The sequence below is a fragment of the Paenibacillus agaridevorans genome (assembly GCF_003112455.1).
In the GTDB taxonomy this organism is placed as follows: Bacteria; Bacillota; Bacilli; order Paenibacillales; family Paenibacillaceae; genus Pristimantibacillus; species Pristimantibacillus agaridevorans.
This window is the reverse complement of the sequence record NZ_BDQX01000244.1, coordinates 1-15640: the sequence shown is the minus strand read 5'-3', so window position 1 is coordinate 15640 and position 15640 is coordinate 1. Positions and strand designations below refer to the sequence as shown.

General features: G+C 53.0%; 10 protein-coding genes. 1 reads left to right on the top strand and 9 read right to left on the bottom strand.

Annotated features, from left to right (window positions below):
- The 9 genes from PAT3040_RS21795 to PAT3040_RS21755 form a co-directional block, all read right to left on the bottom strand.
- Positions 1-3636 (bottom strand): discoidin domain-containing protein (locus PAT3040_RS21795; protein WP_108994374.1); only part of this gene is annotated, 3636 nt, incomplete at its 3' end.
- Positions 3637-3730: 94 nt separating this feature from the next.
- Positions 3731-4309, bottom strand: coding sequence for a hypothetical protein (locus PAT3040_RS21790; protein WP_181376767.1), 579 nt, complete (start codon positions 4307-4309; stop codon positions 3731-3733).
- Positions 4278-6245 carry a glycoside hydrolase family protein gene (locus PAT3040_RS21785; RefSeq protein WP_108994372.1) on the bottom strand — a complete coding sequence of 656 codons (1968 nt, stop codon included), beginning with the start codon at positions 6243-6245 and terminating at the stop codon, positions 4278-4280. Before PAT3040_RS21785 ends, PAT3040_RS21790 begins: the two co-directional genes overlap by 32 nt.
- Before the next feature lie 99 nt (positions 6246-6344).
- Positions 6345-7919 carry a response regulator transcription factor gene (locus PAT3040_RS21780; protein WP_108994371.1) on the bottom strand — a complete coding sequence of 525 codons (1575 nt, stop codon included), beginning with the start codon at positions 7917-7919 and terminating at the stop codon, positions 6345-6347.
- Positions 7912-9684 carry a cache domain-containing sensor histidine kinase gene (locus PAT3040_RS21775; protein WP_108994370.1) on the bottom strand — a complete coding sequence of 591 codons (1773 nt, stop codon included), beginning with the start codon at positions 9682-9684 and terminating at the stop codon, positions 7912-7914. Before PAT3040_RS21775 ends, PAT3040_RS21780 begins: the two co-directional genes overlap by 8 nt.
- A gap of 70 nt (positions 9685-9754) precedes the next feature.
- Entirely contained in the window at positions 9755-11503 is a 1749-nt protein-coding gene (locus PAT3040_RS21770) for a type 2 periplasmic-binding domain-containing protein (RefSeq protein ID WP_108994369.1), read from the bottom strand.
- 57 nt (positions 11504-11560) lie between these two features.
- A complete protein-coding gene (locus PAT3040_RS21765; RefSeq protein WP_108994368.1) occupies positions 11561-12445 on the bottom strand; it encodes a carbohydrate ABC transporter permease in 885 nt (294 codons plus the stop codon).
- Between the two features lie 27 nt (positions 12446-12472).
- Positions 12473-13378: an ABC transporter permease gene (locus tag PAT3040_RS21760; protein WP_108994367.1), complete on the bottom strand. Its 906-nt coding sequence runs from the start codon at positions 13376-13378 to the stop codon at positions 12473-12475.
- A complete protein-coding gene (locus PAT3040_RS21755) occupies positions 13375-15138 on the bottom strand; it encodes a glycoside hydrolase family 2 protein (RefSeq protein ID WP_108994366.1) in 1764 nt (587 codons plus the stop codon). The genes PAT3040_RS21760 and PAT3040_RS21755 overlap by 4 nt, the downstream gene beginning before the upstream one ends.
- 197 nt (positions 15139-15335) lie before the next feature.
- On the opposite strand from PAT3040_RS21755, the gene PAT3040_RS37305 reads away from it, so the two are divergent.
- On the top strand, positions 15336-15479 hold the full coding sequence (locus tag PAT3040_RS37305) for a hypothetical protein (RefSeq protein WP_181376766.1): 144 nt from the start codon (positions 15336-15338) through the stop codon (positions 15477-15479).
- Positions 15480-15640 lie beyond the last annotated feature (161 nt).

The window sequence follows — 15640 nt, the reverse complement described above, 5'->3', positions numbered from 1 at the left end:
CCAGCTGCTGCCGTCATTCGAGATTTCAATCTTGTATTGATACGCCATCTTCGGATATTCCATATAGGTTCTTACGCTGGCAATCGGTGTTGCCTCACCCAGATCGACCTGCAAATATTGCGGCTTCGCGTCGCCGTTAGCCGCCCATCTCGTTCCACCTGCCGGCGTATGGTACGTCCAACCGAAGGTCCACGTAGCGGTATAATCCGCTGCGCCCTGTAGAGCATCCACCCAGCGTTCTTGCTTGGTTGCATCGTACAGCGCCAAGAACGCGTTCATCGCCATCGCGCCAGCTTCTTTGTCGATCGTATTATTGTTGTCCGACGTGCCGCCGACGTATTGATAGCTTCGGTAAATATAATCGTAAGCGAACTCTCCCGCCTGCATGGCCGCATCCATGTAACGATCGTCGCCCGTTGCTTCATGGAGCTTCAGCAGGAAACGGATCGGATTCGTCGAATTGAATTTGCCCGTATGGGAAGGCGTACCGTCCAGCTTGTAAATTCGGTAGTAGGATCCGTCCTCATTCTGGTTATCAACGAGCCAATCGCCGAAGTTTGTCGCATAATTCAGCCAGGACGTTACGTCTTCTCCATGTTCCTTCAAGAACGTATACGCGTCGATGGCGCCTTCCATGCCGTCGGACATCGTCCTTAGATCGACTTCTTGGTTCGTAAACACGCCCGTGCCTTCGAAGTAAGGCTCGTACCACGTTTTCGGAAGACCGGAAGGCGTCATTGAATGCTCTGCCCAGAACTGCACCATCTGCTTTCCTTTATCGACTAGCTCCGAATCATCATAAAGAATACCATAACGAATCATCTGATAGGCTGCCGGAAGCTGCTGGCCGACGAAGCCCATTACCATCGCGTTGCCGCTAATTTCTCCGCTTGGCAAATCCGCCTTGAACGGCAAGCCCATTACGCCGTTGTACTCTTTGGAATAGAAATCCAACAGATCGATGGCGTTCTGATATAGATCATCCAGATCGACCGGTTTCAATCCCGGATTCGCGAGCGACAGATAGCTCCGCCATTCCTTGCCGACTGCTTGCTCATAATCCGCCTCGTTGCCGAACCGAAGCGTGAGCTCGTAGCTGTGTCCCGCATCGTCCGCGACTTTATGGCTGCGGCGGACCATGCGACCGTTACGGTTAATGTAGCTGATCTCGCCTTCCAGACCCGGATATACAAAGTCCAGCGTCGGCTGTGCTTCCTTGTGGACGCCGAGACTTCCGTAAGCGAAGGAATCGTCTACCAGCCATTCTTCCGTTGCTTCCATTACATCTGAAGCCGGTGCGGCGTTCGGACGTCCAATGGAGACGGTCTCTCCGGTAACGCTACTTCTCATCATGAAAAAGAGAAGAGCAAGACGCATCTCGCGAATATAGAAATATTCATCCGAGTAATCGCTGCCGATCGCTCCCGCCACGACGTTATCATTTTTCTTGTACCAGTTGCCTGGCGCCAGCATCTCGTATTGCTCCATATTTTCGGCTGATTGCGGCTCCAGACTGAATTCGGTATTGTAGCCAACGTCCAGCGCGCTTGCCTTGTCGAAGGAAACCTCGCGCTGCAGCTTAAATTCACCATTATTATTGACGGCAGAATAGTTGTCGTTGAAAGCAACGACGCTTCCTGATGCCGTTTCGACGCTGCCAGTCAGTACGAGCTTTCCATTCGTAAGTTGAACGGTCCGATAGGATGCCTCATAGCTCAGCTGACGGTCCTGCTCATCCTTGATCAGAAGCTTCTGCGGCTTGTCTTGTACGTACACTTTTGTACCGTTTTTGTATACGCCGATGCCGAAGCGGCCTTCCGCAAGCTTCTCGGCACGAAGCTCGTAGCTGCCCGACGCCAGCTTCATGCCGGGCTCGTAGGATACCGCGGCTTTGGGCCCGTATACCCGAAGCTCCTTGACGCTTGCCCACATCGGAGGCGTCTCGGTGTCCGTAATCGTCAAGCGGACATATCGCCCTGCTGCCGATCCCAGGTCCGTATAACCCGGGTTGCCGACTATCGTATTAGCGGTACGGTCGACGAATGAGACCCAAGTCTCCCGATCCTGCGATACCTCGATCTTATATTGGTAATAGGAATCCAGGCTTTCGAAATAGGTTTCCACCCGGGCGATGTTCTTGTGCTCGCCCAGGTCGATTTCCAGCCACTGAGGCTTGCTGCTGCCGTCGGCGGCCCATCTGCTTGTGAAGCGGTCTCCGTCCACCGCTTTTGCTGGCGAATGCGCTTCGTCCTGCTGCGAGGAGGCGGCAATGGGTCTGCCTGCGGCCAAATTACCGGTGCCGAACACCTCAAACTCCCACAAGCTCTTCCACATGCCTCCTTCTATCGTAATTTTCACATATCTTGCGATCGCCGTACCAAAGTCCTCGTAACCGCTCGGCGCGGCCGATTGATTATTGGAACGATTGGCGAATAGTTCCCAGGTTTCTCCGTCCGTGGACGTTTCAATCTTATAAGGATACACCGCGTCCCGGAATTCGGGGAAAGCTCTGGTGCCCCCGATAAAATATTCGCGGCCCAAGTCGACTTCCAGCCAATGCGGTCCATCGTTGTTGGCCGCAGACCATCGCGTTTCTCCGATACTGCCATCCAACGCAAGCGAAGGCGCGTTGCCTTCGAAGGAGCTGGATGACGTTGCCGTCTTGCCTTCGGCTACATTGTACATATCGTCGGGCAGCGTCTGACGTTCGGGGAGCGTCGGATTAATCTGGAACTCGCGGATGCTCACCCAAGCTCCCGCTGCCTGCGTTGCCGTTACCGTAATCCGGACGTAACGCGCAAGCGAGTCGCCTTTGTCCACATAGCCGCTTATGCCGGGAGGTTCGGTGTTAGCGCTTCTATCCGCAAACACCTTCCAGTTGGTCTTATCGTTTGACGTCTCGATTTGATATTGAATATAACTGTCGCTGAATTCGAACGACGTCTGGATCGTTCTCACTCTCGTCGCCTCGGCCAGATCGACCATCAGCCATTGCGGCTTGGAGTCGCCGTCCGCAGCCCAGCGGGTCGACAAATCGCCGTCGATCGCTTTCATAGCTCCATTTTCGCCGCCGCCTTGCTCCGAAGAGGCCGTTGCAACGAGGCCAAGTTGTGGATTTACTCGCAGCTCCCGTATGCTCACCCACATCGGTGCATGCTGCGTATCTACAACCGTAAGGCGGATATACTGGCCGTTGGCAGGCTCGTCCACTTCGTCCAAATATCCCTTCGGCCCGGGGAGCTCGGTCATCTCGGTACGATCCGCAAACGTTTCCCAATTTTCACCGTCCATGGACACTTCAATTAGATGCTGGTAATACGAATTATTGAACTCGTAAGAAGTCAGAACCGAAGTAATCGGATAGACTTGCCCAAGATCAACCTGGATCCATTGCGGTTTCGTACTGCCGTCAGCAGCCCAGCGGGTAGCCGCTAGTCCATCTATCGCCTTAGATGGGTTATTCTCTTCATTCTGCGTAGTCGAAGCTGTGACCGTCTTGCCGAGCTGCAAATCGAACTGCGGCTCCTCGTCAGCCGACACGGCGGACATGGGCCCGATACCGATTGCCGCAAGAAGCATCGCGACGATTAAGGCTAACGAAATCCATTTCTTCGTAGATGATGTTACCGCTTCCATAAATTTGGCACCTCCTAAATTGAAGAATAACTTCTACTAAGAAGAATAGAGGAGATCATCGTCGCTAACTATGCAAATACTATGAAATATAGTTCTAAAAATTTCGAAATCGATTTTGATCTATTCTCTGCTGCAAAGGAAGCTCTTCAATCCGGTCGATAGAATAAGTTCCGAATCGGTCCTCGAGCTCTGAGAGCGGTTCAAGCTGAGCAACTGTGCACCATGTCAGCCAAACATCGATCGGACGGTAGACGAATTCCGCGACGCCCGCTCCTTCCTCGATCAGGCCGGGATGCGAATAACCTTTGGTTCCGTCCCAATCCGTCAGCCGGTTCACGTTATGCTGCAGCAGCAGAGCAACATGCAGGTAGTGGGCATCGCCCGTGAATAGATACAGCCTGTAATATTGGGAGGACTTGTAGGCCATGTACATATCCGCGTACGTATGGCCGGTCGCGACTATGCTCCGCCCGATCAGCCCTTCGGCTACAGGCGAACGGTAATCCGGACCTCGACCATCCATGGCTTTGTCCGCTCGGAATATCTCATTGCGCCAAGAGGAAGCGGAAACCGGCTTTCCTAAACCGAAGTTTTTTCTGTCCGCGCCCAGCAAGTCAAGCGACCATATGCTGGCCCGCGCATCAGCCCCTCCGTTCATGGCCGTTATCGTCACGCGCACATACCGCGCCTCGGCATAAGGGACGAAAGTTAACCAATGCAAGCGGTCCATCGATGTCTCCATTCGGTATTTCATACATAGAGTTGTCCGGATAGAACCGGATCTGCACCTCTTGAATAACCTCCGCTTTTTCCATATCCACCATGATCCACTGCGGCAGAGAGCTGTCTCTTGCTTCCCAGCGCGTGCCGCCATGCCTCAAGCCGTAATCCCATGCGAACATCCAAGTTTCCGTAAAATCCGCCGCCCCCTGAAACGCCTTCAACCATTTCTCTTTGCCGGTATGCTCGTACAGCGCCAGGAACGCGTTCATCGCCATCGTCCCCGCTTCCTTGTCGATTGTGTTATCGTTATCCGACGTACCGCCAACGTAATGGAACCTCTCGTATACTTGCTCGTACGCATAGTTTCCCGCTCTCAGCGCCGCGTCCCGATACGCCGGCAGACCGGTTACTTCATGCAGGCGGAGCAGGAACCTGACCGGATTCGTCGTGTTGTGTTTCCCGGGATGGACGGGCTCCCCCTTCAAACCGTACAGCCGGCAATAGGAGCCGTCCTCGTTCTGATTCGCCGCCAGCCAATCGCCGAAACGGGCGATGTAACACAGCCAATCCTCGCGCTCTGCGCCATGCCGTTTCATTAGAAGGTAGGCGTCCAGAGCTCCCTCCATCCCGTCCGACATTGTGCGAAGATCAAGGGTTCCGTTCGTGAAGTTGCCCGTTCCTTCGAAGAACGGCTCATACCAGGTTTTCGGCACACCGGCCTTCGTCAAGGAACGCTGCACCCAGAAGTCGACGATGTCGATGCCCTTACGGACTAAAGAAGGCTCGTCGCGCAAATACCCGTGACGGATCATCTGATAAGCCGCTGGGAGCTGCTGTCCGACGAAGCCCATGACCATCGCATGACCGGTCACTTCCCCTGTCGGCAGTTGCGCCTTGAACGGCAAGCCCAACACGCCATTGTAGTCTTGGCAGTATTGGTCCAGCAGATTGACGGCATTGCGGTATACGGTCGACAGATCCAGACGTTTGATCTCAGGTCTAGCTGCCTCGTAGAAAAAGCGCCATGCGCCCCTCATCGCTTCCGCATAATGCTTCGACTTACACTCCAGTCGAAGCAGCAACCGATAGCCATGCGACAGCCCCGACCGGACCGGATGGCTTCTGCGAATCCATGGCACGCTGCGGTCGATATAGTTGATATCTCCTTCCCATCCGGGATACCGGAATTGTAGACTCGGCGAAACGCCTGTGCTTATGCCGAAACTTCCGTAATGCATCGTTTCGTCCACCAGCCAGTCAGGGCTGGTCTCATCCGCGTCCGATGACGACGATGCGTTGACTCGCCCGACCGACAGCGAATAACCCGTATGCGAATTCCTCATCAGCAGGAACGGCAGCGCCAGCCGCATCTCGCGCATATGGACATCAGAACGCGAATAATTGCTGGCGATTGCTGTCTCCACGAGATTTTCGCTGCCCCGGTACCAGACGCCGGGCGCAAACATTTCGTAGTCGTTTAAACTCCCGCCTAGTATCGGCTCCATTCCGAATTGCGACGTGAATCCTTCCGCGTCTCTCCCCGTTTCTACAACCGTTACTTTCCGCGACAACTGAAAGACGCCTTCACTCTCTACCTGTCCCGCCTCGTATACGTCTTCCACGCGGATGACCGTTCCTCCGTCGCTGCGTGCTTCTCCGGCAAGTAGCAGCTTGTTTCGTTCCAACGCGCTGTCCCTATATGACGCGGAGACGAGCAGCGCCTCGCCGTTGGCGGTTTTAAGCCAAATGGATACGGGCTGATCTTGCTTGAAAATCGTCTCACTGCGGCCGTCCTCCTCATGATGAAGCTCCACAGCATAGCCGCCTGTCGTCACCGGCACGACGCCAAGCATATACGAGCCCGATTTGATACTCATTAGAATCATACAGATCTCCCTTCCTGATTTCGGACAAATAAAAGAGTCACATCGCTTTCGGTCGCCGCATTGCCGCCTAAGGTCGTGACTCTTCTTTGCGCAGTTCCACTATAGCTGCTTCCTATAATCGCCCGGACTGATTCCGGCGTAGTTTTTGAAATGTAAATACAAGTGATTCGTATTCTTATACCCAACCTTCTCGGCAATGTCCGCGATTGACCAGCGCGGGTCTCTCAGCAGCTGTTTCGCTGCCTCGACTCGAATTTCGTTAATGAAATCGTTGAAGTACTTGCCTGTTTCCTTCTTAAACAACTGGCCAAGATAGCCCGAGGTAATATAAAACATGCCAGCAATCTTTTTCAAATTGATATCTTCCCAATAATGACTTCGAATGTACGCCACTACGCCGCCGATCTCCGAATCCGGCGGCGTCTCCCGCGTCTTTCGAAGAAACTCCGATATGCTCTCGCATAGCTGAGTAAGCTCCTCCTCAGCTTTCTCCTGGCTCTTCATCTCCGCGATCCAGTCGGTTTCGCCATAGCGGTCTGCATACAACTGCTTCCAGTCGCCTTCTTGTTCGATCACAAGGCGCGAGAGCTGCATAATCGCGTATACGATCGCGTTCCGGACAGTGCTAAGAGGCGCGGACCGCTTCTCAAGCTCATGGAATAGCGCCCGCAGCTCGCGCTTCCATCCCGCACGATTAGCGCCAAAAACCTCCTTCTTCAACATATCCGCATGCCAATCGAGCGACCAGGCTGGAACGCCGCCTGCCGCCTCTTCAACGGTGAAAATTTTCGCTTGCGAATCGAAAAACGCCTTGCCGAGCGCGGACTTCGCCTGTTCGTAGGAGCGGACGATCGACGACGCATGCCCGACCGCTACGCCCACCCCCACCATCACTTTCTGCTTTGCATAGTCCTTAGTGAAGTCTACGATTTGCTGCAGCACCGGGTCGATCGAATCGATCGACAGTTCCCTGTCCTCACCGACGAGAAGAATACCAAACCTTTGCTCGCACTCCTCGAACACAAACCCGTTACCGGACGTCCTTACGATCTCTTCGAGGATGTTGCGCACGGCGAACCGAATCAAATGAATATCGCTCTCCCGCAATTCCAGCAGCATATCGCCATAACCGGACAACTCGATCAGGAGCACGCGGAAATAATGGCGCTCAAGCACCGCCTGCCAGCGCATCGTCTCCGCCACTTCCTTCTGAATCGACTCTCCACGGATCAACTTTTGGAAGAAATAATCATGGACCCATTTCTCCCTCTTGCGAGTCAGGTAATCGTTCGACCATTCTTCCTCGAGCGAACGTCGGACGCTCGCCAAAACAGTTCGAAGCTCGTCTTCGTCAACAGGCTTGAGCAAGTAGCTGCTAACGCCATACTGAATCGCTTCCTTCGCGTAAACGAAGTCGTCATACCCGCTCAATATAATGATGTTAGCGCCCTCGTCCAGTTCCTTCACGGCGCGGGATAGCTGCAGGCCGTTCATACCCGGCATCTTAATATCGGTAATGAGCAAATTCGGCCTTTCCTTCTTGTACAGTTCCATCGCCTCGTCACCATCCTCAGCTTCCCCGACGATGACGAAGCCTTCCCCGTACCAATCGATCACTTGCTTCAGTCCTTGCCGAATATCGTATTCATCGTCCGCAATGATCACTCTAAACATGCGGTTTCCCCTCCGTCTGCTCGTGATATCTCGGAATGTGCAGCGTTATCGTCGTGCCTGCGCCTACCGCGCTGTCCACGGTGAGGCCGTAACCTTGCCCATAATGCAGTTCGATCCGGTCATTAACGTTCTGCAGGCCGATGGCGCGTCCTTCCTTGAGGTTCTTCCCTGTTTGAGCAAGTGACTGGCGGATCCGATCCAGCTTAGCCGCCTCGATGCCTACACCGTCGTCGCGTATGCGGATACGCACCGCTTCGCCTTCCTCCCTCACACTGATAGAGATAACGCCTTTGCCCTTCTTGTTCTCGATGCCGTGCTTGATTGCGTTCTCGACAATCGGCTGAACAATCAGCTTCGGTACCTCCAAGGAGAGGAGCGATTCGTCGATGTCCAGTTCCTCAGTGATTTTGTCATGGAACCGGGCCTTCTGAATATCGATATAGCTTTGGACGAAGTCCATCTCCTCTTGTAGTTGAATGACGTCGTTATGCCAGTTCAGCGATTTTCGCAAAATTTTCGAGAGATTCCGAACCATGCCCGCCGCCTCGCGATTTTGATCTGGCGTGGAAGCCGTAATCAGCTTCATACGAATCGATTCCAAAGTATTGAAAAGAAAATGCGGGTTAATCTGGCTGTGAAGTGCGTACAGTTCAGCATCGCGCTTCTTGATCTGAGTATCCTGTAGCGACAGCCGTATTACATAATTCTCCTCGATGGAGCGCTCAAGTCCCTCGACCATCTGATTGAAGTTTTTGGTCAGTTGTCCGATTTCGTCCGCGTCGCCTTTATCCTCCACCGTGACGAACTTCCCTTGTTTCACTTGAGTCATCGTGCGCAGCAGCTTGCGGATTCGATCCATGATTCGGCCCAGAAATAAGATAATCAGGCAGCAGGAAAACAGCAGCGTCAGCCCCGTTACAATAAGGCTGGTCGTGCGCACTTGCTTAGCTTCACGCAGCAGGCTGTCTATAGGCGCTTCTGTCACGATGCGCCAATCCGGCAGCGTTTTTCCGTCAATCGTCGTCGTAATAATTTTGAAGACTTCCTCTTCGCCTAGCCCCTCCTGTTCCTGAGGACCAAACAACAGTTGATCAATCAACGAACGTTCATTCGAGGAAACGACTCTTCCCGTTTCGTCCAAAATGGATGTGCGCCGCTCCCGCGGATCGCTCTCCTTCATGAGGGAATAGAGCCGCTCCTCTTCAAAGCGGATCGTGACGACCCCGAACAAATTGCCATTGAGATTGCGTATCGACTTGCTCACGTACAGATCATGTCCCGTCTTGCCCCATACGATGCCCGATCCGGCATCAACAGCGCGCGCATATTCTGGCATAGCCTGCACTTTGTCGTCGATTCGCTCATAGATACCGAGTCCCGGCAGAAGCGTTTCATTGACGAAATAAATGTTCAGGCTCGTAGCCACGTTCTGAAGGCCGAAGTCGTTCGTGATCGGCTTCAAATAATATTGGTATGCGTCAATGCTGTCGAGCATTTCGCTATAGTCGTTCAACGGGTTCAAATAATAATGGAGTGTCTCGTCCATGCTGTAGCGCGTCGCAAGATCCGCGTACTGCTGCAGGAGATCCTGCACATTATTACCCATCTGCTCCGCCGCCTCCTGGGTAAGTTCCGTCGTCTGGCGGATGATCTGGTTCTCCGAGACATTAAGAATGACCTGCGCGATGAGCAGCAGCGGGATGAAAACCGAGAAGAAGTAGACGATGATCAGTTTGGTGCGCAAGGATAAATTTTTCCATTTCATGCTCAAGTTTCACTCCCGCTTCGGATAAATAGGCAAAGAGGGGAAGATTTCCCCCCTCTTTGCCATTCTATTATTGAAGCTCGCTCAGCTTCTGCTTGTTCGCATCGAAGCCTTCCTTGTAGAAATTCATGACTTGTTCGATGCCCATGCCGTTAAGCTCGTCGATGAACTTCTGCTTTGCTGCTTCGTACGCCGCATTATCCTTTGAGAAAATGACTCTGGCGATGTTCATGTCGAGATATGTCTTGATTTTCTGCTCTTGCAGCGCGATGTCGCTGTTCGGATCCGGCTTGACTGGATCGATGAGGGACGTGTTGACGGAGTAGTTTTCGCGCGTCTCGAAAATTTGTGTCGGATAATCAAGCGAGTTGGTCTCGATGAACTTCTTTTCCGGTTCCGTCATGTTATCGGCGTAGCGCTCGGGAGCGTTGTCACCGTATTTGACCTTCCAGCCCTTGTCAGGGTTAGCCGGCTTTCCGTTGATTACGAAGTTCGGAGCCATGTACGCATTGCCGATTTTCTTCGTTGCGTCCGGATCCGAGGGCACGTTCGGATCAACGGGTAACGGCTTAGGTATGCCGCCATCCATTTTCCACAAATCGCCTTCCGGACCGTTCCACATCAGTTCTACACCATCCCAGCTCGCAGCGAAGTTCATAAATTTTAAGACCGCCTCTTTTTTGTCAGAACCTTTGGCGATCGACCATAGCATGTTATTGCCGACCGGTGACGAGAAGCGGAAGAACGTGTTGTTCGCCTTCGCGTCGAGCAAAGTCGGGATAAAGCCTTTCACTTTGTCTTTGCTGCCGCGGATGACGTCGTTTGGCCAGCCGATCTGCCAGTTCGCAAGACCGAGGTGGTAACGCAGCGCCTTGCCTTTATCTTGTACTTGCTGCGCCTTCATCGTAGCGGATTCCGGATCAAGCAAACCTTCGTGATATGCTTTGTTCCAGAAGCTCATCGCTTTCCAGAAGGAATTATTTGCGTCCGTAAATCTTGGTACGAGCTCATTCTTCTCGATGTCCAGATAGTTGAAGCCGCCAACACCTGCAAAGCCGTCATTGTGCGATGTGTTCCAGTCGACGTAATCCCAGCCTCCTGCATCCGCAAACGGAATACCTGTGAGGTATGTTTTCTGTCCTTCCGAGTTCGCAGGTTCAAGCTCCTGCGCCTTCTTGCCGAATGCCAGCAGATCGTCGAGGCTCTTAATCTCGCCGAGGCCGGATTGCTCCAGAAGATCGCCGCGAAGCTGGAAGACCAGGTCATAGCCCATCGGATAGAAGCTTTCGTCGCCGATCAAGCCGGGAATGAAGTATAAAGCTTCTTTTCCTTCGGAATACATGAGCTTGCTGTAATCCAGGCCTTCTTTAACGTTTGCCGTCAGATCGGGACCATGCTGGGCAATCAGTTCGTCAAGCGGAGCTATCATATCATTTTTCAACATCAATTTGTTGATATTCATGTCGCCGGTAATGATCAGGTCAGGCAGATCGTTCGTGGCGATCAGCGTCGACAAACGTTGGTTCGCTTCGTCCTGGTTGCCGCCCGTATTCACAAATTCCAGCTTCACGCCGATCTGTTTCTCGATCTTGGCCATAACCGGATTGTCCAACACGTTGGCAGGGAGTGTTCCGGTATTGGCGTGGAACACCTTGATCGTTACTGTTTCTTGCTTCTCTTCGCCTCCCGAATCTGCTGTAGCAGAAGGGGGACTCGATTGCTCGTTGTTGCCGGTGTTGCTGTTTCCGCCGTTCGAACAAGCCGCCATGAAGAGCATGAGCATGGTTAATGACGCGGCAATAAAGGAAAACTTTTTCATCTTTGCAACCTCCCTATAAAGTCTATTCTGTATCTATTCGGCTTTCGCCGCAACAGATCAACCTTTAACGGCACCGATCATAATGCCTTTGACAAAATATCTCTGCAAAAACGGGTATACAAGGAATACCGGAATAACCACGAGTACGGTTATCGACATACGCAGAGACGTTGGTGTGATAGCCAGCGTGTCCTGCGCTGCTTGCAGCAATGCCGCGTCGCGCAGACTGTACGATTGGCTCTGCAGGAAGCGGAGCAGCATGAGCTGCAGCGTCATAAGCTCTTGCCTCGTGTTGTAGAGCAAGTTGTCCATCCAGTTATTCCACTGGCCAACCGCTGCGAAGATGGTGATCGTCGCCATAATCGGTTTGGACAACGGCAAGGCGATGCGCCAGAACACCGTGAAGTAGCTGGCTCCTTCCATTATGGCAGCTTCCTCCAGCTCCGGAGGGAGCTGCTCGAAGTACGTCTTGATGAGCACAAGGAAGAATGCGTTGATCATTCCAGGAATGATGTAAATCCAGAACGTATTCAGCAGATTCAATTCATACATGAGGATGTAGTTAGGAATGAGACCTGCGTTGATGTACATCGTCATGACAACGGTAATGTACATCGGTTTGCGCAGCGGAGTGGCTTTCTTCGTCAAGCCGAATGCGAGCATCGCGCAGCCAATCAGGGTCAGCAGCGTGCCGAACACCGTTCGGCCGAGCGAGATCGTCACCGGTCCGGTCAGATCGTTTTTCTTGAAAATTTCGATATAGTTCACCAGCGAGAAGTCGCGGGGCAGCAGAAAGCTTGGGTTCCCCACGACCAGCGCCGGATCGGACAGGGAATAGATCAGAATAAAATAAAACGGGTAGCAGGTCACCAGCGCGAGCAGCCCGAGCGCGATATAGTTGAACGCGCTAAATACCCGGTAGGACGCCGACTCCTTCATCATCTTGTTTCACTCCTTGCTTCTTCGTCGTTATAGAATCGATCGGCCGTTTACGCGCTTGCTGATCGCGTTTGCGGCAATCAGCAGCAGAATGCTGACGATGGACTTCATGACCCCGACGGCCGTGGCGTACGAGAAGCTCAGGCCTTGCAAGCCGATCTTATACGTGTACGTATCCAGATTCTCGAGCTTATCCATAACCATGGGGTTCATGAACGTGAACATCTGCTCAAAGCCGCCGCCGGCAAGCAGATTGCCGATACCCAGGATGAACAAAACAACGAACGTCGGCATCATGCCAGGTAACGAGATATGCAAGGCTTCGTGAAAGCGGCTTGCGCCGTCAACACGCGCAGCCTCATACAGCTCTTGATCGATTCCGCTCAGGGCGGCCAAGTAGATGATGGCACCCCAGCCCAGACCCTTCCACATGCCGACCAGCGTCTGGAAGTACCAAGCGAATCCGGAGTCGGCGAGCACGTCCTTAGGCGTGCTGATCAATCCCAAGTCTAAAAGCAGTCGGTTGAACGCTCCCTCGTCAATAGAGAAGAAAGAGAAGAAGATGGAGTAGACGATAATCCAAGAAATAAAGTTCGGGAAAGACGATACCGTCTGAACGAACTTGCGGAACCAAAGTTTTCTTATTTCATTCAGCAATAGCGCTAGCAGCATCGGCGCCGGTGACGTAATTAAACTCAGGAAGCTAAGCACCAGCGTGTTGCGCAAAGCTAGCATAAATTGCTCGTCAGCCAAAATCCGCTCGAAATGCCGCAATCCCACAAAATTTTGGCCCAGAATCGGCGAACCGGGAAAATAATCCTGAAACGCCATCAGCCAGCCGAAGAGCGGCACGTAGCTGAACAGGAGCACCAAGGCGAAAAACGGCACGGTCATCAGAATAAGCGGCAGCTTAACGCTTCGAAACTGGGATCTCATGACAAACCATCCATGATTCGCTTAATCTGCTCCAGCGGAACCTTCGGCTTGCGGTCATAAGTCAGCAGGCCGTTAATCTCCTGCTCGACATCCGTAAGCTGCGTGTAGCAGAAGCCTTGCACGACCGGCGATTGCAGCATCGGACGGATAACGGCAGCGAGCCGGCTGAGAAAATCCTCATCGTTCTCGGCGCCGGAGTAGCCCCAGCCTTCCCAATGACTCTTCTTAAAAGAAATGCCGCCGAACTCCGAGACGATAATCGGCTCGTTCTCGTATTCGGTGCCGCCTACATAGAGCTGACGGTCGGCCGGTCTTGCATGGATTGCCGTTTCCGTATCCACGTATCGCTCATTCAGCTTCTCCTCGCGCCATTCGTAGTCGTGGATCGTGAGCAGATCGCTCTTCATATGCTCCCAGCCGTCATTAGAAATCACGATTCTCGTCGGATCCAGAGACTTGGTCAGATAATACATCGCAAGTGCATGCTGCTGCTCTCGCTCGTCATGCAGGATGTTCGGCACGCCCCAGCTTTCGTTCAGCGGTACCCAAGCGACGATGCAAGGATGGTTATAATCTCTTTCTACCGCTGCCTGCCACTCCGCCGTAAAGCGCTGCACGTAATTCTCGTGCATCTCATACGCATTCGCCGCTTCTCCCCAGACTAGGAGACCCAGCTTGTCGCACCAGTACAGATAACGAGGATCCTCGATCTTCTGATGCTTGCGAGCGCCGTTAAAGCCCATTGCTTTGGTGAGCTCGACGTCCTCACGAATGCTGCCGTCGGATGGTGCGGTGAGCAGCCCGTCCGGGAAGTAACCTTGATCAAGCACTAGCTTCATATAGTACGGATGGTTGTTTAAGCACACTTTACCCTTCTCAATGGAGATCTTTCGCATCCCAAAGTAGCTGTCGACACGGTCCACTTCTTTGCCGGCTACCGCTAGCACCAGCCGCAGATCGTACAGATGCGGATGCTCCGGAGACCACCAGCGATTCCATCGGCTGTCATGATAGTTGAAGTCGTTTAAGCTGATCATGTGGTTCGATACGCTTTTGCCAATCACGAAGGTAGATTCCGCCTCGACCGTACCCTTGAAGCTCGCCGTTGCTTTAAGCTCCACCTTGCCCGAGACATTCTCCAGACCGCTGATGAATACGCGCAGGCTACAAGTATTCGCATCGATATCCGGCGTCAGCTTAACCCGTTCGAGATGGATATCGCTTACCGGTTCCAGCCAAACCGTCTGCCAGATGCCAGTCGTCCGGGTATAGAAGATCGTCTCGGATTGATCCTTCCAGTATTGCTTGCCCCTGGGAACAGCGAGATCTCTGGCATAATCCTCGGCGCGAACGACAAGCTTGTTCTCGCCTTCCCGGAGCGCTTCCGTCACATCAAACGAGAAGGAGATGTGTCCGCCTTCATGCTCACCAACCTTAATGCCGTTTACCCACACGATTGTGGTATAATCTACCGCTCCGAAATGAATCAAAACGCGTTTATTACGGTAAGCATCCGACAATTGGAAAGTTCTCCGGTACCAGACAACGTCGTGCGCCGCCGGATCGCCAATGCCGCTAAGCTTGCTTTCGAAGCCGTATGGCACCAGAATCCTCCTCGAAAAATCGCGGACGCCATGCTGCCATTGTTCGCGCAGGCCCGCTCTCTCGTCATCGAATTCAAATTCCCATTGCCCGTTTAAGTTCAACCATTCTCCCCGCTGAAACTGCGGACGCGGATATTCTGTTCTCACCACATGCATTCCCTCCATACACACAAACTTGCAAGCTGCGCTGCTGTTTGTCTTTACTTAAATGCTACAGGAGTAGGAAGGTAAGAACAGTTCATAAATTTCGACATCTGCTTCTAAAAATTTATAGAGTCGCATCCGTCGTTTGACATCCCAAATGGCGCAGCAGGCTTCCCGGCAATACTACGGTCAGGAGGAGGTGACTCCGCATGGAAAATCAATCCCGCAAGGGCAATTACAAAGGCACTACACATATGAAAGCCAAAAACCAGGATATGGCCTTCGTCAACGACACGATGGAAGACGCCAAGTCCGTCACCAACTTCTCGTCCAAGAAAAAGAAGACCGACTAAGCCGTTACCGGCGTGCGTTATCCCCTCAGCAGCAAATGCTGACTCGACGCGTCTTCATGAGATTCAAGCGCACAAATCGCGTCGGGATCGCGGCTGCGTCTCCACCATCAACGCCAACCAGCCACGCCCCCGCCGATAACAATCGGCTGGGGGCGGGGCTG

Coding starts and splice junctions, on each gene's coding strand:
- PAT3040_RS21785 (WP_108994372.1), bottom strand. CDS start 6,245: ATGATTCTAATGAGTATCAAATCGGGCTCGTATATGCTTGGCGTCGTG.
- PAT3040_RS21780 (WP_108994371.1), bottom strand. CDS start 7,919: ATGTTTAGAGTGATCATTGCGGACGATGAATACGATATTCGGCAAGGA.
- PAT3040_RS21775 (WP_108994370.1), bottom strand. CDS start 9,684: ATGAAATGGAAAAATTTATCCTTGCGCACCAAACTGATCATCGTCTAC.
- PAT3040_RS21770 (WP_108994369.1), bottom strand. CDS start 11,503: ATGAAAAAGTTTTCCTTTATTGCCGCGTCATTAACCATGCTCATGCTC.
- PAT3040_RS21765 (WP_108994368.1), bottom strand. CDS start 12,445: ATGATGAAGGAGTCGGCGTCCTACCGGGTATTTAGCGCGTTCAACTAT.
- PAT3040_RS21760 (WP_108994367.1), bottom strand. CDS start 13,378: ATGAGATCCCAGTTTCGAAGCGTTAAGCTGCCGCTTATTCTGATGACC.
- PAT3040_RS21755 (WP_108994366.1), bottom strand. CDS start 15,138: ATGCATGTGGTGAGAACAGAATATCCGCGTCCGCAGTTTCAGCGGGGA.
- PAT3040_RS37305 (WP_181376766.1), top strand. CDS start 15,336: ATGGAAAATCAATCCCGCAAGGGCAATTACAAAGGCACTACACATATG.